This is a genomic window from Neorhizobium sp. P12A (assembly GCF_008365395.1).
In the GTDB taxonomy this organism is placed as follows: domain Bacteria; phylum Pseudomonadota; class Alphaproteobacteria; order Rhizobiales; family Rhizobiaceae; genus Rhizobium.
This window is the reverse complement of sequence record NZ_QOVX01000005.1, coordinates 266,969-290,313: the sequence shown is the minus strand read 5'-3', so window position 1 is coordinate 290,313 and position 23,345 is coordinate 266,969. Positions and strand designations below refer to the sequence as shown.

Annotated in this window: 19 protein-coding genes; 5 read left to right on the top strand and 14 right to left on the bottom strand. The window is 60.7% G+C overall.

Features of this window, described 5'->3' with window-relative positions; all coding sequences use genetic code 11:
• Window positions 1-106: 106 nt before the first annotated feature.
• The 6 genes from DTW90_RS17620 to DTW90_RS17595 form a co-directional block, all read right to left on the bottom strand.
• The gene (locus DTW90_RS17620) at window positions 107-1,390 is read right to left on the bottom strand and encodes an RNA polymerase sigma factor (protein ID WP_149339813.1); all 1,284 of its coding nucleotides are present in this window, start codon (window positions 1,388-1,390) and stop codon (window positions 107-109) included.
• Window positions 1,391-1,421: 31 nt separating this feature from the next.
• Window positions 1,422-1,814, bottom strand: coding sequence for a YciI family protein (locus DTW90_RS17615; RefSeq protein ID WP_149339811.1), 393 nt, complete (start codon window positions 1,812-1,814; stop codon window positions 1,422-1,424).
• A gap of 599 nt (window positions 1,815-2,413) precedes the next feature.
• On the bottom strand, window positions 2,414-3,244 hold the full coding sequence (locus tag DTW90_RS17610; RefSeq protein ID WP_149339809.1) for an N-acyl homoserine lactonase family protein: 831 nt from the start codon (window positions 3,242-3,244) through the stop codon (window positions 2,414-2,416).
• A gap of 9 nt (window positions 3,245-3,253) precedes the next feature.
• The gene (locus DTW90_RS17605; RefSeq protein ID WP_132522831.1) at window positions 3,254-4,249 is read right to left on the bottom strand and encodes an ABC transporter permease; all 996 of its coding nucleotides are present in this window, start codon (window positions 4,247-4,249) and stop codon (window positions 3,254-3,256) included.
• 1 nt (window position 4,250) lies between these two features.
• Entirely contained in the window at window positions 4,251-5,798 is a 1,548-nt protein-coding gene (locus DTW90_RS17600) for a sugar ABC transporter ATP-binding protein (RefSeq protein ID WP_149339807.1), read from the bottom strand.
• A gap of 32 nt (window positions 5,799-5,830) precedes the next feature.
• Window positions 5,831-6,772: a sugar ABC transporter substrate-binding protein gene (locus DTW90_RS17595; RefSeq protein WP_149339806.1), complete on the bottom strand. Its 942-nt coding sequence runs from the start codon at window positions 6,770-6,772 to the stop codon at window positions 5,831-5,833.
• A 174-nt stretch (window positions 6,773-6,946) separates the two neighbouring features.
• Here DTW90_RS17595 and DTW90_RS17590 point away from each other — a divergent pair, with 174 nt between their 5' ends.
• The 3 genes from DTW90_RS17590 (at window position 6,947) to DTW90_RS17580 (ending at window position 10,447) form a co-directional block, all read left to right on the top strand.
• On the top strand, window positions 6,947-7,966 hold the full coding sequence (locus DTW90_RS17590; protein WP_132522837.1) for a LacI family DNA-binding transcriptional regulator: 1,020 nt from the start codon (window positions 6,947-6,949) through the stop codon (window positions 7,964-7,966).
• A gap of 455 nt (window positions 7,967-8,421) precedes the next feature.
• Complete coding sequence (locus DTW90_RS17585; RefSeq protein WP_132522839.1) at window positions 8,422-8,724, top strand: UBP-type zinc finger domain-containing protein; 303 nt, start codon at window positions 8,422-8,424, stop codon at window positions 8,722-8,724.
• 28 nt (window positions 8,725-8,752) lie between these two features.
• A complete protein-coding gene (locus tag DTW90_RS17580; protein WP_149339804.1) occupies window positions 8,753-10,447 on the top strand; it encodes an FAD-dependent oxidoreductase in 1,695 nt (564 codons plus the stop codon).
• A gap of 119 nt (window positions 10,448-10,566) precedes the next feature.
• On the opposite strand, the gene DTW90_RS17575 is transcribed toward DTW90_RS17580, so the two are convergent.
• The 8 genes from DTW90_RS17575 to DTW90_RS17540 all read right to left on the bottom strand — a co-directional run bounded on the left by DTW90_RS17575 (window position 10,567) and on the right by DTW90_RS17540 (window position 19,777).
• On the bottom strand, window positions 10,567-11,826 hold the full coding sequence (locus DTW90_RS17575; RefSeq protein WP_149339802.1) for an aminotransferase class III-fold pyridoxal phosphate-dependent enzyme: 1,260 nt from the start codon (window positions 11,824-11,826) through the stop codon (window positions 10,567-10,569).
• Between the two features lie 179 nt (window positions 11,827-12,005).
• Window positions 12,006-12,662, bottom strand: coding sequence for a class II aldolase/adducin family protein (locus DTW90_RS17570; RefSeq protein WP_149339800.1), 657 nt, complete (start codon window positions 12,660-12,662; stop codon window positions 12,006-12,008).
• Window positions 12,663-12,665: 3 nt separating this feature from the next.
• The gene (gene otnK, locus DTW90_RS17565; protein ID WP_246664969.1) at window positions 12,666-14,003 is read right to left on the bottom strand and encodes a 3-oxo-tetronate kinase; all 1,338 of its coding nucleotides are present in this window, start codon (window positions 14,001-14,003) and stop codon (window positions 12,666-12,668) included.
• Entirely contained in the window at window positions 14,003-15,028 is a 1,026-nt protein-coding gene (locus DTW90_RS17560; RefSeq protein WP_132523315.1) for an oligopeptide/dipeptide ABC transporter ATP-binding protein, read from the bottom strand. The genes otnK and DTW90_RS17560 overlap by 1 nt, the downstream gene beginning before the upstream one ends.
• On the bottom strand, window positions 15,028-16,035 hold the full coding sequence (locus tag DTW90_RS17555; RefSeq protein WP_149339797.1) for an ABC transporter ATP-binding protein: 1,008 nt from the start codon (window positions 16,033-16,035) through the stop codon (window positions 15,028-15,030). The genes DTW90_RS17560 and DTW90_RS17555 overlap by 1 nt, the downstream gene beginning before the upstream one ends.
• 3 nt (window positions 16,036-16,038) lie before the next feature.
• Window positions 16,039-16,833, bottom strand: coding sequence for an ABC transporter permease (locus DTW90_RS17550; RefSeq protein WP_246664964.1), 795 nt, complete (start codon window positions 16,831-16,833; stop codon window positions 16,039-16,041).
• 52 nt (window positions 16,834-16,885) lie between these two features.
• Window positions 16,886-17,899 carry an ABC transporter permease gene (locus DTW90_RS17545; RefSeq protein ID WP_149339794.1) on the bottom strand — a complete coding sequence of 338 codons (1,014 nt, stop codon included), beginning with the start codon at window positions 17,897-17,899 and terminating at the stop codon, window positions 16,886-16,888.
• A 249-nt stretch (window positions 17,900-18,148) separates the two neighbouring features.
• Window positions 18,149-19,777: an ABC transporter substrate-binding protein gene (locus DTW90_RS17540; protein WP_132522853.1), complete on the bottom strand. Its 1,629-nt coding sequence runs from the start codon at window positions 19,775-19,777 to the stop codon at window positions 18,149-18,151.
• Window positions 19,778-19,879: 102 nt separating this feature from the next.
• Here DTW90_RS17540 and DTW90_RS17535 point away from each other — a divergent pair, with 102 nt between their 5' ends.
• Window positions 19,880-20,992, top strand: coding sequence for a helix-turn-helix domain-containing protein (locus DTW90_RS17535; protein ID WP_149339792.1), 1,113 nt, complete (start codon window positions 19,880-19,882; stop codon window positions 20,990-20,992).
• Window positions 20,993-21,333: 341 nt separating this feature from the next.
• Window positions 21,334-23,139, top strand: coding sequence for an ABC transporter ATP-binding protein (locus DTW90_RS17530; RefSeq protein ID WP_149339790.1), 1,806 nt, complete (start codon window positions 21,334-21,336; stop codon window positions 23,137-23,139).
• The last annotated feature ends 206 nt before the right edge of the window (window positions 23,140-23,345 follow it).

Below are 23,345 nucleotides of genomic sequence, written 5' to 3'. Positions count from 1 at the left end.
GGATGCGGCAAATCCCAGTCCTGCCGGTGGTATGTGAGAGCGGCATGCCGCAATTCTCCAACATGGACGAGTTTGCCTTGATGGGACGGGAACTGCGGGCGCGCCGTCAGTCGCCTCCTTCTTGCCTTGCTGCAGCCGCCGCTTCTGCGGCACGGCGCGTCAATAATGCCCGCTCCGCGCCATTCCCGGTCATTTCGGCGGCGGTTTCGAAAGCCTCCGTAGCCTCGCCATAGCGGGCAAGCTTGAAAAGCAGATCGCCACGCACTGCCTGCAACAGATGATAGGACTGCAGTTGACGCTCGCCGAGCAGGACGTCGATGATAGCAAGGCCGGCTGCCGGGCCTTCGGCCATTCCGACTGCAACGGCCTGGTTCAGCGTGACCACAGGCGATGGCTGGATTGCGGCCAGTCGACCATAGAGGGCAGCAATATGATGCCAATCGGTCTCCTCGGCGCGGACCGCCCTCGCATGGCAGGAAATGATCGCCGCCTGAAGCGTGAAAACACCGTCTTCGCCGCCAAGCTCGCGCGCCCGCTTGAGCGCCTGCAGGCCGCGGCGGATGCGGAACTGGTCCCACAGAGTACGATCCTGGTCGAGAAGCGGGACCGGCTCACCCGTCGCATCCGTGCGTGCGGCGGCTCGCGAGGCGTTCAGCTCCATCAACGCCAGCAAACCGTGCGCTTCCGGCTCTGCCGGCGCAACAGCCGTCAGCAGCCGGCCGAGGCGCAATGCCTCATGGCAAAGCTGGGGCCGCAACAGGCATTCGCCACGAGCTGCCGTATATCCTTCATTGAAGATCAGATAGACGACCTCGAGCACCGAGGCGAGACGTTGCGACAGTTCCTCACCGCGTGGTGTCTCATAGGCCAATCCGGATTCCGAAAGCGACCGCTTGGCTCGCAAAATGCGCTGGGCCACGGTCGCCTCGGGCAGCAGAAAAGCGCGCGCGATTTCCTCCGTCGTCAGACCGCAGATCATCTTGAGCGTCAGGGCAACGCGTGACTCGCGCGAGATCGTGGGGTGGCACGCCGTAAAGATGAGACGCAGCATCTCGTCGCCGATATCGTCGTCGAGCGCTGCATCATGATCCGGCATGATCATCTGCTCCTCTTCGATCTCGCGGGCGATCATTCCATGCCTGCGGTCCCTGACGGCCAGATGCCGCAGGTGATCAAGCGCACGGCGCTTGGCCGTCGCCATCAACCAGGCGCCCGGCCGCTCCGGCACGCCGGTGCGAGGCCAATTTTCCAGTGCTGCGACGAGGGCTTCCTGCGTCATGTCTTCGGCAAGCGTCACGTCGTGCAGCATCCTTGCGAGGCTGGTGATTAGCCGCGGCTGCTCGACGCGCCAGACCGCAAGGATCGCGCGGTGGGTATCAGCGGCCGTCAAGGCCGCCGTTTTCCTGAATCAGGCTCGTACATCATTGCGCAGCAATCAACCGCGGATCACACATTCTTTGCATCTCCTCGGTCCAGTAGGGACGCACTTCGCAGGTGCCTTCCCAACCGGGCATGTGATCAATATGGAGCTGCATGAATTCGACGGCGACGGCGACCGCCTCTTCCTTGCTCTGGAACTCGAAGATTGCATAGCCGCCGATGACTTCCTTGGCCTCGACGAAGGGGCCGTCGATGACGTTGAGCTTGCCTTCCTTGATCGTGACGCGGGCGCCCGTCGAAAGCGGCATCAGGCCTGCCGTATCGATCATCCGGCCGGCCTTGGTCTCGCGGTCGGCGAGCTTGCCCATGGCCTCCATCAGTTCGGGCGTCGGATGGGCGGTCTGGGCAGAAGTAATGATAGACATGAAACGCATGTTGTATCCCTCCGAGACGGGTGCTGAGATTACCGCAGCTCAATGAGCCCGCTCATCACGTCGACGATGCAGAACGACATAAAACGACATGGGTGCGAAAATATTTTGGCGAGACGCCGATTGCAAACGGGTCGCCGGCAGATTCGTCGCCCGGCCGAGTGGATGCTTATGTCGCAAGGCAAACGCATCTCCCATCTGGGTGGGTGAAAAAAGTCATGCTATTGCTTTGGCCGGGCATGCTGCCCCATGGCCATATCCGGAGAGACGGCAAATGAGATACGCACTCGTGATCCTCCTAACCATCCTGGGCTCTTCGACCGGATATGCGCAGACCAGCACACGCATTGCCCGACCCGGCTGCATCGGTTCAAACTGCGCGATTACAGAGACCAATCGGCCCGGGGCTTATCTGCGCCGGCCTGCGACGAATTTGCCGAAAAGGTCAGACCAGACGAAGGGACGTTGCTATGTCGATAGCCATGGAACGCGTGTCTGCAAGTAATAACAGCTCTTTGCAGGCTGAATTCCAGGTCTGCAATTCGTCCCTGGCCGGTATCCCGTAGTCGTCCACGAAAGTCCGATTGGTGACTTCCACCGTCTTATGACGCCTTGACGATCCTGAAGCCCTCGACTTCCCTCACCAGTGGCAGATGCGCCCAGCGATCATTGTCATGCATCATGATCAGTTTCGAGTGATCGCCGGCGATCTCCTCGTTGATGCGGTCCATCGTCTCCAGTTGCTTCCAGATGCTGCCAATGCCGTTGTTGAGCGGCGCAAAGACGCCGTCATGCTTGTGGCCGGTGAGGTTGAGCTTCGAATAGATGCAGTCTCCCGCTGCCACCAAGCGACCGCGGCCGGTTTCGACGATGACGAATTGCTGGCCGAGCGTGTGCCCTTCTCCGAGCCGGACATGGATGCCGGGCAGGATATTGTCCTTGTCGCCGTCGACAAGCATCAACCGATGCTCGACGGCTGCATCGAAGGCCGAGCGCATATTGTCCGGATTGATGATGGCGGTCAGGAAGCCGTATTGCGGCGGTAGAGCCATCGCCTCGTTCCAGGAAAGCCATTCACGTTTCTGGATGAAGATCCGCGCTTTCGTGAAGGCCGAGATCGAACCCATGTGATCGAAATGGGCGTGGCTGAGAACGATGTCCGTAACATCGTCAGCCTTCACGCCGAGCTCTTCGAGCATGCGCACCGGCGAGATCCAATAGGGAATGCCGAACTTCCTGGAGAAATCCGCCCCGCTGCCCTCGTTGAGAAAGCCGGTGTCGATCAGCACATTCTTTTCGCCATTCTGGGCAAGCACGAAGCCGAAAGGCAGGTCGAGCACATCGGAAGGCGGCGCCCCGTTGACGAGGTCGATCAGCGGCTGGTCCTTCGACCGCGCGAATTCGATGACATGGACCTCCCAATGATTGGACATCGTATGCTCCTAACGCTGCGAGAGAATTCGGCCGAGGCTCGACAGCCCGACGGCGATGATGAGGATGGCGCCCTGGAAGATATATTGCGAATAGGTCGGTGCGCCGAAGATATTCAGCCCGTTGAAACCGAAGGCGATGATCAGCGCCCCGATGAAGGTTCCGAAGACATGGAACTCGCCGTCGCGCAGCGTCGCCGAGCCAAGGAAGACGGCGGCGAATGCCGTCAGCAGGTAGGGATCAGCGGCACTGGTCGTGCCGCTTCCCAGCCGCGAGGCGAGCAGGATGCCTGTGAGTGCGGCGCACATCCCCGAGATGACGAAGCCGAGGATCTTGATGCGATCGACATTGATGCCGGCGAGCCGCGCTGCCGACGGATTGCCGCCGACCGCCTGGATTTCCTGGCCCAGCGCAGTCCGCTCCACCAGCACCCAGAGCCCGCCGAGCACCACGGCCATGATGACGATATTGTTCGGGATGCCGAAGAGCCAACGGCCGAGCGACACCTGCAGAAAGGCCTCCGGCACACCGGCGGTAATGGGTACGCCGGCGGAATAGGCAAAGGAAAGGCCTGTCAGGATCGTGCCGACGCCGAGTGTCGCAATGACGGAATTGACCTTCACCTTGGTCACGATCAGCCCGTTGACCAACCCGATCAGGCCGCCGAGCACGACAACGATCAGTATCGCCAAGCCGATCGGCAGCTTGTTGGAGACGATCAGGCCGGTCACCAGCACGCCATGCAGCGAGGCGGCAAACCCAATCGACAAGTCCAGTTCGCCGACGATCACGGCGAGCGTGAGCCCGCCGGCGATGATCATCGCGAGCGAGGTCTGGTTCAGCACGTTGGTGAAATTGTAGATCGTCGGAAAGGCGCGCGGCGATAGGATCGAGAAGGCGACGATCATCGCCACCAGACCTATGATCGTCGCATAGCGCGCAAAAGCGCCAAGGGCGCGCCTGGCACCCGGCGAAAGACTGCGTGTCGAAACCGCGACGTCGCTCATGTCATGTCCTTTCCGTGCCGTCGAAGGCATAGCTTGCCTCGACGATCGCATTGCGCGTGATGCCCGCTCCGGTCAGTTCGCGAACGATCCGTCCCTCCGCCATGACGAGGACGCGATCGCAGAGATCGGGCAGTTCGTCCGGCTCCGACGAGACCACGATGACGGCCATGCCGCGTGCGGCGAGATTGCGGATCAGGCGATGGATGTCGGCGCGGGCTCCGATATCGACGCCCCGCGTCGGTTCGTCGAGGATGAGGATTTTTGGCTGCCGCAGCAGCCAGCGACCGATCACCACCTTCTGCTGGTTGCCGCCGGAAAGCAGGCCGACCGGCGTCTCGATCGACTGCGTCTTGACGGAGAGATCGCGCACGATCTGCGCCGAAAGATTTTCGCGGCGGCGATAATCGATCAGCGGCAGCGCCGGATTGCGGATGATGTTCAGAAGGTTTGCAAGCTGAAGATTGAAAGCGACGCTCTTGCTCAAAAGTAGGCCATCGGCGCGGCGCTCTTCCGGCACCAGCCCAAGCCCGGCCTTGACAGCCTGCACAGGGCTCTTCGGCAGGAAAGGCTTTCCTTCCAGCGTCATCGCACCGGAATCGGCGCGATCGGCACCATAGATCAGGCGGACAAGCTCCGTGCGGCCGGCACCGACAAGGCCGCCGATACCGAGTACCTCACCGCGATGCAGATCGAAAGAGACGTCCTTGACCTTCGGAAGCCGCGTCAGCCCAGCGACGGAGAGGACAGCTTCGTTCCGCACATAGTCCTTGTGGTGGCTGAGCTTTTCGACTGCACCGCCGACGATTGCCTCGACAAGGCTTGCGCGCGTGAGATCGGGCTTGTCGATGACTGACACAAAATTGCCGTCTCGGAAAACGGTCACGGCGGCGCAGAGCCTCAGAATCTCGTCAAGCCGATGCGAGACATAGAGGATCGCAACGCCGGAATCGCGCAAATCCTCGACGATCCTGAACAGCTTTTCGCTTTCAGCCGCAGAGAGCGAGGCTGTCGGCTCGTCCATCACGATCAGCCGTGCCTTGCGCATCAGCGCCCGGCAGATGTTGATGAGCCAGTTTTCGGCCGTCGATAGATCCTTCACCTCCGCATTCAGCGGCGCGGTGATGCCGACGCGCCGGGCGATGGGCTCGACATCCCGCGCGATCGCCTTCCAGTCGACGAAGCCGAAGCGTGTCTTCTTCGGCAGCCCGAGCATGATGTTTTCCAGGACAGTCATGCCCGGAATGAAGGCGAGTTCCTGATGGATAAAACTCATGCCGAGATCGGTAGCGGCAGCCGGATTGGCAATCGTTACGGGGCTGCCATCGATCAGGACTTCGCCGGCGTCGGGATGGGTCAGTCCCGCCAGCACCTTGATAAAGGTTGATTTCCCGGCGCCGTTGGCGCCGACCAGCCCGTGGATTTCACCGGCGCCCAGCGTCAGCGACACGCCCTTCAACGCTTGTGCGCCACCATAGGCTTTCCTGATGCCATGGGCAACGAGAAGCGGAGGCGTTACGGACGCCTCCTTTTCCGGATTGGACGCGAGCATCGCTACTCTTCCATTTCCTGTTTCAAGCCGGCTTACTGCACCGCGTCCGGATGCTGCTTCAGGAAGTCCGCCACCGTATCCTTGGTGATCAGGACGGCAGGCACTTCCACCGCCTTTGGCTTCCAGTCCGCGCCGGCTTTTTTGATGTCAGCCACCAGCTTAATCATATTGTAGCCTTCGGTGTAGCTGTCTTCCCAGGCGGTCGCGGTCATGTGACCGTTCTTGATGTTTTCGATAGCCTGCGCATTGCCGTTGACGCCGTAAACGGTCACGTCGTCGCGGCTCTGGGAGCGAAGCGAACCGATCGCGCCGATCGCCGGATCGTCCCAGCAGCCCCAGATGGCGAGCTTGCCATCACCGGGGGGATGCGATGCCAGCCATGCGTTGGCATATTGCGCGCCATCCTCGAAATAGCCGGGGATACGCACCTCGTTCTTCGCGACCTTGATGTCAGGATATTTCTGCAGCATCTGATCCATCAGCGCTTCGCGATTACGGCAGACCTCGCCGGTATGATAGGTCAATGCCAGAAGCTCGCCCTTGCCGCCCATGTCGTCGATCATCTTCTGGATGACCGGTTCGGCGATCGGTGCACCGGATCCATTGGTCGCAGCCACGCTCAGGCCGAGGCCGCCGCCCCAGGTGACGACAGGAATGTTGGCTTGCTTTGCCGCATCGAGACCCGCGCCGATCGACGAGGCAGGAAAGACGAGATCGGCAATCGCGAAGGCGCTGCGCTGCGCGAAATTCTGGATCGCCGCATTCGCCTGGTCGGCGCTGCCGGCGGCATCGACCACAGAAACATCATAGCCGAGTTCTTCCGCCGCCTTCTTGGCGCCGTTGATATAGCGAACGTTGTTCGCTTCGGTTGCGGCGATCGAGACGATGCCGATCAGCGGCTTGTCCGCCGCATGTGCCTGAAAGCCTGCCATGGCCGCTGCGGCGACCAGGAAACCAAACCCAACGAATTTCATGGAACTCCTCCTCCCATCCAGCCGGCTTTGTTTGGCAAACACCAGCTAACCGTTTTGCTAGCATTCTCGATTTCTGTTGGTTTCGCAAGCGGATTTTCAGTTTTTTCTGGACAAATTCGCCGAATTGCCACAGCTTATCAGCGAAACGATTAGTTACAATGCTCCGGGTGGCGAATGGCGACAATCAGGGATGTGGCAAACCGGGCGCAAGTCTCGACGGCAACGGTGTCGGCCGTCGTCAATGATTCCGCCTATGTCAGCCCGGAATTGCGCACCCGGGTGCTTGCCGCGATCAACGATCTCAATTATGCGCCGTCGCAGGCGGCGCGCAGCCTGAAGCGCGGGCGCAGCCAGCTGATCGCGCTCGTGGTCGCCGATCTTGCCAATCCCTTCTTCGCGCGTCTGGTCTGGGCGGCGGAGGCGGCGGTGGCCGCCTGGGGCTATTCGCTCGTGCTCTTCAACAGCGACGAGAAACCGGAAAACGAACGCCGAATCCTCGCCCGCATCCGCGCACTCTCCTGCGACGGCATCATCCTCGTTCCAGTCGACGTGGTCACGGCGCAGCCGCAGCGCGACAGCGAGGGCGAGCAAATCCCGACCGTTCTGTTCGGCCGCACGGTCGAGGGACAAAAGACGGATACGATCACCATCGACAACATTTCCGCGGCCCGTCAAGTGACCAATTACCTCATGGATCTCGGCCATGTTAGGATCGGCACCATCACGGGCCCGTTGCATCTTACGACAGGACGTGGTCGTCTCGACGGCATGCTGGAGGCCATGCGGGCCCGCGGGCTGGAGCCGGCGCCCAATCACGTCAGGGCCGGTGAATTTCGCGAAGACACGGCCTATTCGGTCGCCCGCGAGCTGCTGACGCAGGCCGAACCGCCGACGGCGCTGTATGTCGCGAACGGTGTCATGGCACTGGGCGTCATGCGCGCTCTGGCGGATCTCGGCCTCAAATGTCCCGACGACATCTCGATCGCTTCCACCGACACCATTCCCGGCATCGGCGGACTGCGTCCGCGGCTGACCCGCACCGAGCATCCTGTGATCGACATGACCAACGAAGCTCTACGGCTGCTTGTCGACCGGATCAATCGCGGGACCAGCGTGGATGCCCGCAACGTCGTCTTCCAACCCTCGCTCGTCGTCGGGGAGAGCTGCGCGCCACTGAGGAACTTGGGAAAGTAGGCCTCGGCGCTAACGTTCCATTGCCCGCAAGATGCGATCGCATCGTCAATCCGGTCGCGACAGCTGGTGCGCTGCACCTAGACCATTCAACAGAAAAGCGCCGTCAATTATCGGTGGCGGGAGCGTGCGAGCACTCCAAGAAGTACGGCAAAGAGCACGACCCCTAACAGGAAACCGATCGATCCGCCCCAAACCTCGCCTGATGTCCCACCCAGCACGCCGCCGAGAACTCCCCCAATCAGGAGCAGAAGAACCGGAAACACGCAACCAATCATTGTTGAGATCCTGCGAACGATTGTGTTGATGGTCGAAATTCTAGGCCCATTGGGGCTGATGGTCATAGATAGCAATTGATATCAGATTGTCAGCGTGGACAAGCAGAGACACTGATAGTAGCTATACTTGTGTCTTCGACCGAAAGCACGGCTGGTGAAATACCGAGGAGACGCGTTTCGATGAAATCATGCGGACATCTGACGTTGATCCGGAATGTTGCTCCCCGGACGCTTGGTTGCGAAGAATGCCTCGAAATCGATCAGGGTTGGGTCCATCTCCGCCTCTGCAGGGAATGCGGCCATGTTGGCTGTTGCGACGATTCCGTAGGCCGTCATGCGACGGCGCATTTCCGAGAGACGGGTCATCCCATCATCGAGGGCTACGACCCGCCAGAGGGCTGGGGATGGTGCTATATCGACGAGACGGTGGTGGAGCTGCCGAACCAGACGCCACAGAGCGGTCCCATCCCGCGATATATTTGAGACCGAACACGATTATCGGAGGGCCGCCATGTCGACTTCTAGCAGCCGCATTGAGCAGATGTTCCCCGTTCTCACCGCCCGTCAGATGGCGACGGCCCGGCGCTTCGCGAGCGCGGATGCCCGCAAATTCGAAGCGGGCGAAACCATCTTCGGCTTCGGCGAAAAAGCCGCACCCATATGGATCATTCTGGAAGGCTCACTTGAAGTCTTCCGCCACGACGGCCCGTTGAACGAAACCGAGGTCGTCGTCCACAAGCCCGGTCACTTCACGGGCGAGGTCAGCCAGCTCGCCGGCCGGCCCTCGCTCGTCAGGGGTGTCGCGGGTCCCGAAGGATGCGTCGCCCTGCCCTTCGATGGCGCACATCTTCGCGCGATGGTCATCGGCTCGGCCGATATCGGCGAGCTGGTCATGCGCGCTTTCATTCTGCGTAGGGTGGCGCTGATCGACACGGGCGGCGCGGGCTCCATCCTTCTCGGGGTGCCGGGCAGTTCAGCCTTGACCCGCCTTCAGGGCTTCCTGACCAGGAGCAATTATCCGCATCTGGTCCTCGACTGCACGGTCGACGAAGAGGGGCAGGCCCTCGTCAAGAGGTTGGGGGTCGCACCCGAGGATGTCCCGGTAATGGTATGTCCGAACGGCACTGTTCTGAAACATCCGACTGAGCTCGAAGCGGCCATGTGTCTTGGCATCACGCCCGACATCGACCCCGAAGCGCTCTACGATGTCGCGATCGTCGGCGCGGGTCCTGCCGGGCTGGCATCCGCGGTCTATGCCGCCTCCGAGGGTCTGAAAGTCATTGTCGTGGACGAGCGTGCGGCAGGCGGACAGGCAGGCGCATCGGCGAGGATTGAAAACTATCTTGGATTCCCGACGGGAATTTCAGGCCACGCCCTTGCCGGACGCGCATTCAATCAGGCGCTCAAGTTTGGCGCCGATATCGCGCTACCCCTTGCCGTGCTCGACTTCCGGCCGGCCCAGCAACCGGGGGAGCCGCATTTCCTCCAGCTGACTGGGGAGCGATCCGTCCGCGCCAAGACTGTCGTCATCGCGTCAGGAGCACGCTACCGACGCCCGGCGGTCCAGAACATCGACACTTTCGAAGGAGCGGGAATTTCCTACTGGGCGACGCCCGTCGAGGCACGGTTGTGCCAGGGCGAGGAGATCGCCCTCATTGGCGGCGGCAATTCCGCCGGGCAGGCTGTCGCATATCTGGCGCCGCAGGTAAGAACGCTCCATCTCGTCGTGCGCAGGCCACTCGAAGAGACGATGTCGCGCTATCTGATCGACCGCATCGCCGCCCTTTCGAACGTGGTCCTTCATGTCGGCTGCGAGATTGCATCCGTGTCCGGAAACGATCGCACGGGACTGTCGGGCGCTGTCTTGCGCGATGCGGCGGCGGAACGAAGCCTAGAGCTCGCGCTGAGGCACCTCTTCCTGTTCATCGGAGCGGATCCGAACGCTGATTGGGTCAGATGCCGTGTTGCTCGCGACAAAAGCGGTTTTATCCTGACCGGCACCGACGCGGCGGCAGATCGGTCCGGCCAGCATCCCCATCCCCTGGAGACAAGCGTCCCCAACCTCTTCGCGATCGGCGACGTCCGGTCGGGTTCGACGAAGCGCGTGGCGGCGGCGGTTGGCGAGGGCGCGGCGGTCGTCGCCCAGATCCACGCCGCGCTCAAATCGATGAACAATCTTGCCGAGCAGCCGACCCTTCGGAGATAACCCGGACGGCGGGCCGTCGATCCCTCGACGGCGCCGAAACGCTCCTGACTGGCAAATGCCGCGCCGGTGGCAAGCGCGAATAGCCTACGCCCACCTGTAGCGGCTACGGCATTTTCGGTTCACGCACCTGTTCGGTGCGATATGCCGGAATTGGCCGCGACAGTATCCTTCATCGCGGCATCAGCGGCTTCCAGCGCCCGATCAATGTCGGCCGGCTGGTGTGCGGCGCTCAGAAACATATTGTGCTTCGGATGGAGGTAGATGCCACGCCGGAGCGCTGCTGCGCAGAAGGTGTTCGCGATCTTCAGGTCGGGATCGTTCTCGAAGCGCAGTATCGGCATTTGCGCCGGTCCTGTCTGATGCAGAACGACACCATGCCGTTCGGCGACGGATGCCAGCCCCTCTCTGAACCTTAGGCCCATTGCTTCCATATGCGCCAGAGCGTTGGTGCTCTTGAGGATGCCGATGGTCTTGATGCTGGCGGCCATCGCCGCCGAGCCGTACCAGAAGGAACCCGTAACGAAGATCTTTGACGCCCCGTCCAGCATGCGGCGATTTCCGGCAACGGCCGCAAGAGGCCAGCCATTGGCAATCGCCTTCGAATAGGCGCCGAGATCAGGCTTGACCCCGTGCATCGCCCAGCTGCCACGCACATCGAGGCGGAAGCCCGCGCGCACGTCATCGAGGATGAGAGCAGCACCGGTGCGGTCGCATATGCTTCGGGCATGCCTGAGGAACGCCGGATCCGGCATCTCCTGATCCCGGTTCAAGTCATGGCGAAATGCCGTGAGCAGTATGGCAGCCAGATCGTCACCGGCGCCGGTAACCGCTTCATCGAGGCTCTGGGCGTTGTTGTAGTCGAAGAAAATAACGTGGGCGCGGTCCTCTGCCGTCACGCCGACCACCGAGGGCGAACACCACGGAACCGCACCGTGATAGGAGCCGCGCGCGACCAGGATCTTGCGCTTGCCGGTGGTGGCGCGGCCTATGGTTACGCAGGTCGTTGTCGCGTCTGTGCCGTTCTTCTGGAAAAGAGCCCAGTCGGCATAGTCAATCGTATCGACGAACAGCTCGGCGAGTTCGACCATCCGCTCCGTCGGACCATTGGCGATATCACCCCTGGCGATTTCCGCGAGCGCGGCGGTATTGACCTCCGGATGTCTGTAGCCAAGGATATTGGGGCCCCAGGCACACATGAAATCGATATATTCGTTGCCTTCAGCATCCCAAACGCGGCAACCGTCGGACTTCGAGAAAAATTGCGGATACCCTGGGCCGATAGCACGGGTCGCCATATGGCCCCACATACCGTTCGGCACGACCTTGCTTGCGCGTGCGAGAAGCTCGCTGTCCCGGCTATTGGTCAAGCTTTGTTCCATTTTATTCTCCCTCTATTGCTGTCTAGCGCCGCAGCGCCTGTTTTTGTGAAACGAAGGGCGTCCAGACCGGCCCCGACGGCAAATCCGGTTTAGTCTCAGGCTCGGTGGTTGGCGGCGCAGTAATCACGGTTTCTCCGGCTCGATCGGATGGCCGCTGAAGAGTTGGCGAAGGATGGATTTCAGGATGCACGCACGGCCTGTCGACCGTAGGTTTTGTAACGCTCCTTGACCTCCGCCAGGTCGTCTGGGGTTAGAACCACGGGCTGCGCGAACGAGCGGCAGAGAATGTATTGGCGTGCCAGCGTTTCCAATTTCAGCGTCCGGCCGAAAGCCTCGGCGACTGACGTGCCGACCGCGACCATTCCATGATTTGCAAGCAGGCAGGCCGTGCGGCCCTCAATCGCTTCGACTGTCGCATCGGCAAGTTCGGGAGACCCGAAAACGGCATATTTGGAGCAGCGAATGTCATCGCCGCCAAAGCCGGCGATCATGTAGTGAAAGGCCGGCAGAGATTCGCGCGCGCAGGATAAAGCCACGCAGTGATCCGGATGGGCGTGGACGATCGCCTGGACTTCCGGGCGAGCCTTGTAGATCGAGGCATGCAGCGCCCATTCACTGGAGGGCGTTACCTCACTCGACCAGGTGCCGTTGAAATCCATTGCGACGACAAGCTCCGGCCGGAGCGACTTTGGGGGTACGCCCGTCGGCGTGATCAGCATGCCGGCCTCGAGCCTGACGCTGATATTGCCTGATGTCCCTGCATTCAGTCGAAGCGCCTCGGCTTCGTTCGAAGCGTCGACCAGGGATTGGCGAAGTCGTTCAGCACTAGCGTTCATGGATCAGCCTTTCGGGGGCCAGCGGGTTAGAAGGGGGTCTTCGGCGATGGGGTGACACATGTCCTCCAGAGCCGTGGCGAAGAGGTCGATGCTGCCGAGCTTGCCTGACTTCAGCATCAGTGCGATCGGGAAAGGCTCCGTCGCAACCGCACGGGAAAAGCCCGGTTCGCGATAAGGCCCGGGCTGCAGGTCGCGAATACCAAGCGCCCTGACGATGGCCCCCGACGTCTCTCCACCAGCAACGACCAATCGGCGAACGCCGAGCTCCAGGACGATGACTTTCGCGATCTCGGAGAGGATGCCTTCCGCTCGCGCGCCAAGTTCGAGCCGCCCATGGGCCGATTGCAGCTCATCGATACGATGCTGCGGCAACGCAGTGCTGATCGCGAAATTGCCTCCGCTGGCGATGGCGGAAACGGCAAACCGCCGGGCTTCCTCCACGAGGTCATGGCCGGCATAGGCCCGTGCGATATCGACGGTGCAGACCGGGCTCGTTGCACTGAACCGTTTGAGCTGGGCGGCGCTCTGTGGAGCAACACTGCCGACCAGCACTGCGCCCGGGCCATCCACCGGTGCAAGTCTTATCGCTGAAGCCTGTTCGACAAGCCCGCGTTCCAGCCATATCGGCGGCAGATGGGCTGTCACCGACGAATTGCCGGTCAGGAAGCGCATATCGGCGCTGGCGCGTGCCAGGGCCGCAAGATGGTGTTCGTAAAGCGTATCCGCGATGAAGAGCGACTTTCCGGCTCGGGCTGCCTGGTCCTGGGCGTTGGACCTGATAGCGTCCGGCCCTCGGTCCACGACGGTGTAGTCGATCAGCCCGACAGACCTCCGGCTTTGGCCCTGCAGCACGCGCACGAGGTTCGAATCCGTCATTGGCGTCAGTGGATCAAAGCGCTTCGACGATTCTCCGAGGAGTTCCTCGCCTCCGAACATGTGCCCCTGGTAGACGGTTCGCCGGGTCTCGCAGAGCGCCGGCACGAAGAAGGCCTGATCCGTGCGCAGCCGCTCCATGATGGCTTCAGCACAAGGCCCGATATTGCCACCCGGCGTGGAGTCGAAGGTCGCGCAGTATTTGAAGAATATCTGCCGGGCGCCGCGGTCGAGCAATATGTCGAGGGCTGCAAGCGTCGACCGGACGGCATCCTCCACGGGGGCAACACGTGACTTCAGAGCGATGACGTGGGCGGTCCGAATATCCGCCGGCATCTCGATCCCCACGGATAGGGATGTCGGAATTCCGCGCGCGACCAGCATTGAGGCCAGTTCGAGCCCGCCGGTCAGGTCGTCGGCGATCACGCCGAACACGAGGCCGGGTCGGGTGCCGTTGTTCGTTTCCATCACGCCACCTCTCCGAGATTGGTTTCGGGGAAGTGGCAAGCAGCCTTGTGTCCGTTTTCGATGTCTCCGAGTTGCGGAACGACCGTCGAGCAAATCTCCTGCGCTTTCCAGCAGCGCGTGCGGAAAGGGCAACCGGAGGGGACATTGAGCGGACTGGGCACATCGCCTTTCAGCGTAATGCGCTGGCGCACGCGCTCGGCATCCGGGTCAGGCAAGGGAGCGGCGGAAAGCAGCGCCTTCGTATAGGGATGGGCCGGGTTTTCATAGATCTGCCCGGCCTTGCCGATCTCGACGACCTTGCCGAGATACATCACCGCGACGCGATCGGACACATGCCGGACGACGGCAAGATCATGCGCGATGAAGACATAAGCGATGCCAAGTTTTTCCTGCAACTCCTCAAGCAGGTTGAGCACGCCTGCCTGCACAGAAACGTCAAGCGCCGAGACCGGCTCGTCCAGCACGAGGATTTCCGGATTGAGCGCCAGGGCGCGAGCGATGCCGACGCGCTGCCTCTGCCCGCCGGACAGTTCATGCGGGAAGCGTTGTCCGTGCTCTGGCGCCAGCCGGACGAGGTCCAGCAATTCCGCCGCCCGCTCCAATGCCGGTTTGCCGGTAGTGCCTATGAGACGCAGCGGCTCGGCGATGATGTCTCGAATGCGCATGCGTGGATGCAGCGATGCGAGCGGGTCTTGGAATACGATTTGCAGATGGCGCCGGAACAGACGCATCTCGTCGGCGGAAAGCGTGGCGAGATCGGTGCCCTTGAAACGCACCTCGCCGGATGTCGGCTCGACGAGCCGCAGCAGACAGCGGCCAAGTGTCGATTTCCCGCAACCGGACTCCCCGACCACGCCCAGCGTCTCACCCTTGAGAAGATCGAAGGAGACACCGGCGACCGCTTTGACCGTTCGGACGGATTGCCATCCGAACAACCCGCCCTTGATTGCGAAATCCTTGGTCACATCACGGACGGAAAGGACCGCCTCGGCGTTTTGGGGTTCCGATAAAACAGTGGAATTCATCATCGTCCCACGCTCGAAATCTGTTGATCGGAGGCGCTGCCGTGGAGCTCCCCGGCGAAATGGCACGCACTCATGACGCCATCGATCTGCTTTAGCGGAGGCTCATCCGACCGACAGATATCGCGGGCCATCGAGCAGCGGGGATGGAACGGGCAGCCATGCGGCCGCGTGCTCAGCAAGGGAGGGCTACCGGGAATGGGCTGAAGCGTGCCTTCCCTGCCGCTGATGGTCGGAAGGCAGGACAACAGCCCGCGCGTGTAGGGGTGTCTCGATCGATAGAAGATCTCGCGAACCGGTCCCTTTTCCATCACCTTGCCGGCATACATCACGATGACAGTGTCTGCCGCGCCCGCCACGACGCCGAGGTCATGCGTGATCAGTATCAGCCCCATCGAGAACTGATTTTGCAGATCCTTGAGGACTTCGAGGATCTGAGCCTGCACGGTCACGTCGAGCGCGGTGGTCGGTTCGTCGGCGATCAGGACTTCGGGATTGTTTGCGACAGCCATGGCGATCATGACGCGCTGGCGCATGCCGCCGGAGAACTCGTGGACATATTGGTTGGCCCGGACCTCCGGCTGCGGAACGGAGACGAGTTCGAGAAGCTCGATCGCCTTCTGCTTTGCTTTTGCTGCCGACATGCCGGGATTATGGAGGCGCAGCGCTTCGGCGATCAGTTTGCCGACGGTGATGACAGGATTGAGCGCCGTCATCGGGTCCTGGAAAACCAGGCCGATCTTGCTGCCCCGCAACTGCTGAAGCCGGCGTTTGGAAGCGCCGATAAGTTCCTCGCCGTGAAGCTTGATCGAGCCCGAGAGCTTCGATTGTGACGGCGGCAATCCCATCACCGCGCGCATGGTAATGGATTTGCCGGAGCCGGACTCGCCGACGATCCCGACGACCTTGCTGGCTTCGGCAACGAAATCGACGCCGCGGACGATTTCGACGCCGTTGCTGAGGGTCACGCGGAGATCGCGAACGTCAAGCAATGGTTCATTGTTCACCATTGATCAACGCTCCCTCGGATCGAGTATGTCGCGCAGCGCGTCGCCAATGAAATTGAAGCCGAGGCCAAGGGACAGGATTGCGATGCCGGGCCCGAAAGCGATCCACCAGGAATAGAAATGGGCGGCTCCGTCGGAAATCATCGCACCCCATTCAGGGCTTGGGGGCTGGGCGCCAAGCCCGATGAAGCTCAGCGAGGCTGCCAGCAGCACCACCTGCCCGAAGTCCATGGTCGCGCTGATGATCGTTGGGGTCCACGAAAGCGGGAGGATATGCTTGGTCAGCAATCGGAAAGATGTCGCGCCGCCGGCGCGCGCAGCCTCAATATGATCGCGTGATATGACATCCAGCACCTGCCCTCGCATCAGCCGGGCATAGACCGGCCACCATACGGCGATGACGGCGATCGCGGCGTTCTGCAGCCCAGGCCCGAGCGATGCCGCAACGGCCATCGCCAACAGAACCGGTGGAAAGGCAAGCGTCACATCGACGAGACGCATGATCACGCCGTCGACCCAGCCTCCGAAAAAGCCGGCAATTGCCCCAAGCGCCGAACCGATCAGCACCGAACAGATCACGACCACGGCGGAAATCGCGATGGAGTAACGCGCGCCATAGAGTGTGCGCGTCAGCACGTCACGGCCCAGCGCATCCGTGCCCAGCCAATGTTGCAGCGACGGTTCCTGCAATTTCCGGCCGATGAGCTTCAGCGGATCGTAGACGCTCCACATATCGATGGTCAGGGCGACGAAGATCCAGAAGACGACAATCGCCAGGCCGATGATCAAGACCGGCCGCATTGTAATACCCGACTGTTTTGATGTTCTTGCGCTCGCAGAGATGGACATTCGATCACCCCAGCTCCAGACGCGGATTGGCAAAGGCGTAGGCGACATCGGTCACCAGGTTCGCCAGGAGGAAGGCGGAAGCCCCGATAAGGGAAACACCGATGATTGCCGGGTAGTCCAGCGTCCGTGCGGAATCGACCGCATAGGAGCCGATGCCCGGCCATGCAAAGACCGTTTCCGTCAGAACGGCTCCGGTGATGAGATAGGCGAAGGAATATCCAATGATGGTCAGGGTCGGTATCATGGCGTTCGGAAGTGCGTGGCGTAGAAGGGTCCTTGCCTCACCTGCGCCCTTGGCCCGTGCGGCCAGGATGTAATCCTGCCCCAGGGCATCGAGCATGCTTGCGCGCACCAGCCGCGAGATGATGCCCGTCACCGACCAGCCAAGGACGAAGGCCGGCAGGATGAGATGATGAAGCGCATTCAGAAAGGTGCCGAACTGCCCGGCAATCAGCGCATCGACCGTATACATCCCGGTCACGAAATCCGGCGGGATCGCACGGGCGTCGAGTCGGCCCGGCCCCGGTATGACCCTGAACTTCACGGTGAACAGATAGAGGAACAACAGTCCTGACCAGAAGACCGGCACGGTGGACCCGAACAGGGCCACGAATCGCGCAAGATAATCCGCTGGCCGATCGCGGAACCGCGATGCGAGGACGCCGAGCGCAATGCCGCTCAGCGTACCGAAGAGCATCGCGAATATGACCAGTTCCAGCGTCGCGGGAAGTCTTTCGGCGATATCGGTCAGCACCGGCCGGCGCGTTCGGAAGGATGTCCCGAGATCGCCCGTCACGAGATTCCCGATATAGACGACATACTGTTCGGGCAAGCTCCGATCGAGACCCCATCTTTGCTTGGCGGCGGCAACGACCTCGGGATTGTTCATTTGCCGCTCGCTGACCAGAGCGGAAAGAGGGTCCGCCTGCGTAAAGTGCGACAGAAAGAAAGCGACAGTCGCCACGCCCAACAGCAGCAGGGGGATCGAGATCAATCGTCGAAGGACATATTGGGTCATGGCACTCGGAATTTCCTTGTTATTTTCCCTCGTCGGCCTGCAACCATGCCAGAAACACGGACGAGGAATAGCGAGGGTTTCGAACCCCGCGTCAGGCGCACGGAGCCGATGGTACACATTGGCACGGCTTCGCCAACGATGACGACGTCGATCCCCTTCTCGGGAAGACGATTTAGATCCGAGACAACCAGCGCCCACGCACCGGAGGCCTAAGCCTCCGGTAGGTTCTTGATCGGCGACATCAGGTCCTTACTTGGCCGTGATGTCCGAGAGTACGATATTGCAGCAGGCCGAGAAACGCAGACCGCTGACGCCTTTACGGGAAACGAAAACGGCATCGGGACTGACGATCGGCAGGATCACGCGATCATTCGCCATCATCTCGCCAAGCTTACCGAACAACTTGCTGCTCTCGTCGCCCTTTGCAGACAGGGCTTCGGCAAGAAGTTTCGGCGTTTCCGGATTGGCGAGCGTCGGATCATTCTTGCCGCCGGAACGCTTGTACCAGACGCTGCCGTCCATCATCGCGAAATATTGCGCATATTGCGACGAACCGTAGTAGTCCGGCGCAAAGAAGACAGCCGTCACAGGAATACCGTCCGCGTTGATCTTTTCTCGCCAGACGGAGAATTCGACCGGCTGCAGATCGAGCTTGATGTTGATTTCAGCCAGGTCCTGCTGGACCTTCTGCATCATCAGCGAGTAGTCGACGCCGTATTGATTGACGTTCGGATAGGTCGCGTTCAGCGTGAAGCCATCGGCAACGCCCGCCTCGGCCATCAACTTCTTCGCCTTTTCGACATCGTGCTTGATCGGCTCGCCGACGCCGCCGCCGGGGAAACCGATCGGCAGGGGAGAACTCAGGCGCTTGCCCTTGCCGTCGACGGTCAGATCGATGATCCCGTCATAGTCGATCGCGCTGGCAATCGCCTCACGGATCTTTGCGTCCAGCGGATGCGGCAGGTTCTTCGCACCAGGGCTAACGGCGAGATAGACCATGTTAAAGGACGGCTTGGTCTCGACCACGATATTGGGGTCGGTAATGTCCTTTGCCGTGGTCGGATCGACCTGCATGGCGATGTCGGCGCTGCCGTTTTGCAGCAACTGCGTCTGGCTGACGGCATCCTTGCTCTGAAGGAAGACGAACTCGCCGACCGAGGGCTTCTTCCGCCAGTAATTCTCGTTCCGCTTCAGGCGCAGTTCACTGTTGGGGCTGTAGCTCGACAGAGTATAGGGGCCGGCGCCTGCCGAATTGGCCAGCAGCCACTGTTCGGCGTTGTCCTTGGTGCTTGCGTCCGCATCCGCATCGCCGCCATGGGCCATGACGACGTCGGAATTAATGATGCCCGTATAGGGAGCGGTCAGCGAGCCAACGAATTCCGAATCTGCCACCGAAAGGGTGATGACGACGGTTGCGGCATCGGGCGCGTCGATCGACTTCACATTGTCCAAGAGGTAGGCCATGCCTCCCTTCAAGTTCTTCAGTCGTTCGAGGGTCCATTTGACGTCCTTGGCTTCGACCGGCGAGCCGTCGGAAAACTTGGCGGCAGGGTCAAGCTTGAACGTTACGACCTTCTGGTCATCGCTCGTGCTCCACTCTTTCGCAATCATCGGAACCAATTTGTTGTCTGGCGAAAGATCGACCAGGCGATCATAGACAGAGCTGAGGTAGATCTGACAGGTGTCGCAGGTTGCTCTGGATGGATCGAGCGAGTTGAGATCCATATCGCGAGCAATGACGACGGGCTTGCCGGCATCCTGCGCAAAACCTGCGATCGGGGCTCCGAAGACCGAGGCAAGAAGCGCCGCAGCGAGCGCAACCGAAGCCGTCCGGCGGCGTGTTTTCCCTAAGGAAATATCCGACCTTACAAATGACATCTAATATTCTCCCGTTCCACCAATGGGGTCCAAGCGCAACAATCTTGCTTGCCTGATGTTGTTTGCGCGCAGGAATAATGGCATCGATCCCAGCGGACGAGATTGACAAATACGAACCATATCGTGCAATTTACGAAGAAGATTATTGCTGTGCGCAACATGTTTGCGACGTCTTTCGGTTGGAAAATGGACGACACCAACAGCCTGGTCAGTACGCTTCCCGCAGGGGCGGAGCGGAAGAAATCGATCGCCGTAATCATCGGTAGAGAACCGTCGCTTCACAGTATTCTCGTCGCCGTCGAACCGTTCCGGGCGGCAAACAGGGTCGGAAAAGCGCACCTCTTCAGCATCGACTTTCTATCCGCCGATCCGGCTGAAGCGCCGACGAGCATGGACATTGCCGTACCGCTGACGACGACCTTGGAGGACACGAGAAAATACGATCTCGTCATACTGATGATAACCTACACGGTTGCCGACGACGCCAAGGGAAAGCTCTTTCGCTGGCTTCGCAGACAGGCGGCGAGCGGCGCGCATCTTTGCGGAATGGATACGGGACCGCTCGTGCTTGCCGAGGCAGGGCTGCTCGATGGCTACACCGCAACCGGCCATTGGACCGGGATGGCCTCGCTGAAAGAACTGTCTCCCGGCAGCAGCATCGTCGAGCAGCTTTATGTGACGGATCGGAACAGGTCGACATGTGCGGGGCAGGCAGCGAGCCTGGATTGCTCGATGTCGCTGCTGAGAAGAATGAGTGGCGATACGCTCTATCATCTCGTTTGCAACGAGTTGGTCTATACGGCGCCCCGTGCACCGGAGACACGTCAGCGAGACATGGTGAACGGGCAGTCCTGGCTGGCCAATCCGACCTTGCTGCGGGCGCAACGCATCATGCAGGAAACGGTTGAAGATCCCCTGAATATGGAGACGGTGGCCGAGCGATGCGGTGTTTCAGCGCGCGAGCTTCAGTATCTTTTTCGACGGTATCTCAATACCAATCCCAAAAAGATGTACATGGCCTTCCGGCTGCAGCATGCAAAAGAACTGCTTCTTTATAGTTCGATGAGCATTCAGGAGACAGGATTGGCGAGCGGTTTTGCGACCCCTTCCGCCTATTACCGTGCATTTCGTGCCGTCTATCAGAAAAGCCCGCAGGAATATCGAAGCGATTTCGCCAAAAATAAGTCTGCCATGTACGGGCGCAATTTGTACTGACGTCACTTGCAGGCACATGATCGGTCCGGCAGATGTTGCAACTATGCCGCATCTCGAAGCTTAGTCGAAAATTTCGCCAGATTTGACTTGGCGCGCGGGCACAACCGATCTAGGGTTGATCATCATCAACACGGTTCTAGGGGGTTTTCGATGGCTAATTTTTCCAACTCCCCAGTGGCTTCCGCGACTATCGCCTGAAGCCGTCGGCGTTTTCCAACGCGACAGAACCTGATGGACTGGTGTTAACCTTCCGGTCGATCGTTCCCCACCAAACCATTTCGCGCGGTTTTGCGCGGACATCCATTTCATTATGACGGGGCCGGCGAAAGCCGGATACAGCAATGTCTCTTGGATTCAAATCCCGCCGCGGCGGGGCTTTTCGCAGCGTTTTCCGCTATTGCTGGGCTCATTGGAAGCATCAGCCTGTTTGCGCCTCCTTCATGTTGTTCACAGCGATGCTGTCGACACTTGCCGATGTGCTGACACCCCTATTCTCCGGCCGGCTGGTCGATGCCGTGGTGTCGGGCCAGGCGAGCGACGTCACAACGTGGAACGACGCCTTCAACGCCTTCTGTTGGCTGATGGCATTGTCGATCGGCGCCGTCATCTTGCGGCAGGTCACATTCACGGCGATCATTGGCTTCACGCTGAAGTCGATGTCGGAGATCGCAGCGGATTCCTTCTTTCATATTCAACGCTTTTCCAGCGACTGGCATGCCAACAGCTTTGCCGGCTCCACCGTTCGCAAGGTGACTCGCGGCATGTGGGCGCTCGACCTGCTCAACGATACCGTTTTCGTTGCGCTGTTCCCGTCGCTGGTGATGCTCATTGGCTCGACCATTCTGATGACATGGTATTGGCCGGTGATGGGGTTGCTGGTCGGCGTCGGATCCGTGTTGTTCATCGCGTTCACCGCGACCATGGCTTTGCGCTATGTCGCGCCGATGGCCAGCATGGCCAATAGCTGGGATACACGCCTTGGCGGCGCGCTCGCCGATGCCGTGACCTGCAATGCCGTAGTCAAGGCCTTTGGTGCCGAGGACCGGGAAGACAAGCGTCTCTCCTCGGTGATCCGCAAGTGGCAGGATCGCACGGCGCGCACCTGGTCACGGGCGACCCTCAACGGTACCTCGCAGAACGCGCTGCTTACCCTGTTGCGCGGCTGCGTGCTGGGCCTTGCCCTTTGGCTTTGGGCCAATGGCAAGGCCAATGCCGGCGACATCACCTTCGTACTGACGGCTTTCTTCATCCTTCAAGGCTATCTGCGTGAAATCGGCATGCATATCCGCAACCTGCAGCGCTCGGTGAACGACATGGAGGAACTCGTCACCATCCATGCGCAGCCTTTGGGCGTGGAAGACGTTCCGGGCGCGCCAGCCCTCCATGTGAAGGCGGGCCTGATCACGTTCGATCATGTCACCTTTCACTATGGCAACCATCATGCGCCGCTTTACAGGGACTTCTCGGTCACCATCGAACCGGGCGAGCGGGTTGGTCTCGTCGGCCATTCCGGCTCGGGAAAGACGACATTCGTCAAGCTGATCCAGCGCCTGCACGACGTCAACCAGGGCGCTGTGTCGATCGACGGGCAGGATATATCGAAAGTGGCGCAGACATCCCTTCGCCGCCAGATCGCCATCGTGCAGCAGGAACCTATCCTGTTTCACCGCTCGCTGGCCGAAAATATCGCCTATGCGCGGCCGACGGCCACCCAGGCGGAGATCAGGACGGCTGCGCGGCTTGCCAGCGCCCATGATTTCATCGAGGCGTTGCCAAAGGGTTATGCGACGCTCGTCGGCGAACGCGGCATCAAGCTTTCCGGCGGCGAACGGCAACGCATCGCCATCGCCCGCGCATTCCTGGCCGATGCACCGATCCTGATTCTTGACGAAGCGACCTCGAGCCTCGATTCGGAATCGGAGATGCTCATCCAGCAGGCAATGGAGAGGCTGATGGAAGGCCGCACGACACTCGTCATCGCTCACCGGCTGTCGACCGTGCGCGCGCTCGACCGGCTGCTGGTCTTCGAGCATGGACAGATCGCCGAAGAGGGCACCCATGCCAGCCTCATTCGCCGCAAGAGCGGGATCTATCGCGGGCTATTCGAGCGCCAGGCGCTGGAGCTGACAAGGGGCATCGCGAGCTAAGGCCGGTGTTTCCAGGGAGGACAGACAGGTGTTGTCCGCAGTCTCGAAGTGGTGTTCCGGACGGGAATGTCCGGAACGGGCTTTGCGGACCGCGAAAGGACGATGCAGGCTATGGTCTCAAACATCCGTTCACAGGTGCGGAAGGAACGCCCCGGTAATTGCCGCTGCGTGATGCAGAAATCCAATCGATGTCATCAGGCTGTTAA

Coding starts and splice junctions, on each gene's coding strand:
- DTW90_RS17540 (WP_132522853.1), bottom strand. CDS start 19,777: ATGTCATTTGTAAGGTCGGATATTTCCTTAGGGAAAACACGCCGCCGG.
- otnK (WP_246664969.1), bottom strand. CDS start 14,003: ATGGAAACGAACAACGGCACCCGACCCGGCCTCGTGTTCGGCGTGATC.
- DTW90_RS17530 (WP_149339790.1), top strand. CDS start 21,334: ATGTCTCTTGGATTCAAATCCCGCCGCGGCGGGGCTTTTCGCAGCGTT.
- DTW90_RS17580 (WP_149339804.1), top strand. CDS start 8,753: ATGTCGACTTCTAGCAGCCGCATTGAGCAGATGTTCCCCGTTCTCACC.
- DTW90_RS17570 (WP_149339800.1), bottom strand. CDS start 12,662: ATGAACGCTAGTGCTGAACGACTTCGCCAATCCCTGGTCGACGCTTCG.
- DTW90_RS17610 (WP_149339809.1), bottom strand. CDS start 3,244: ATGTCCAATCATTGGGAGGTCCATGTCATCGAATTCGCGCGGTCGAAG.
- DTW90_RS17560 (WP_132523315.1), bottom strand. CDS start 15,028: ATGAATTCCACTGTTTTATCGGAACCCCAAAACGCCGAGGCGGTCCTT.
- DTW90_RS17605 (WP_132522831.1), bottom strand. CDS start 4,249: ATGAGCGACGTCGCGGTTTCGACACGCAGTCTTTCGCCGGGTGCCAGG.
- DTW90_RS17555 (WP_149339797.1), bottom strand. CDS start 16,035: ATGGTGAACAATGAACCATTGCTTGACGTTCGCGATCTCCGCGTGACC.
- DTW90_RS17600 (WP_149339807.1), bottom strand. CDS start 5,798: ATGCTCGCGTCCAATCCGGAAAAGGAGGCGTCCGTAACGCCTCCGCTT.
- DTW90_RS17550 (WP_246664964.1), bottom strand. CDS start 16,833: ATGCGGCCGGTCTTGATCATCGGCCTGGCGATTGTCGTCTTCTGGATC.
- DTW90_RS17615 (WP_149339811.1), bottom strand. CDS start 1,814: ATGCGTTTCATGTCTATCATTACTTCTGCCCAGACCGCCCATCCGACG.
- DTW90_RS17585 (WP_132522839.1), top strand. CDS start 8,422: ATGAAATCATGCGGACATCTGACGTTGATCCGGAATGTTGCTCCCCGG.
- DTW90_RS17595 (WP_149339806.1), bottom strand. CDS start 6,772: ATGAAATTCGTTGGGTTTGGTTTCCTGGTCGCCGCAGCGGCCATGGCA.
- DTW90_RS17590 (WP_132522837.1), top strand. CDS start 6,947: ATGGCGACAATCAGGGATGTGGCAAACCGGGCGCAAGTCTCGACGGCA.
- DTW90_RS17545 (WP_149339794.1), bottom strand. CDS start 17,899: ATGACCCAATATGTCCTTCGACGATTGATCTCGATCCCCCTGCTGCTG.
- DTW90_RS17575 (WP_149339802.1), bottom strand. CDS start 11,826: ATGGAACAAAGCTTGACCAATAGCCGGGACAGCGAGCTTCTCGCACGC.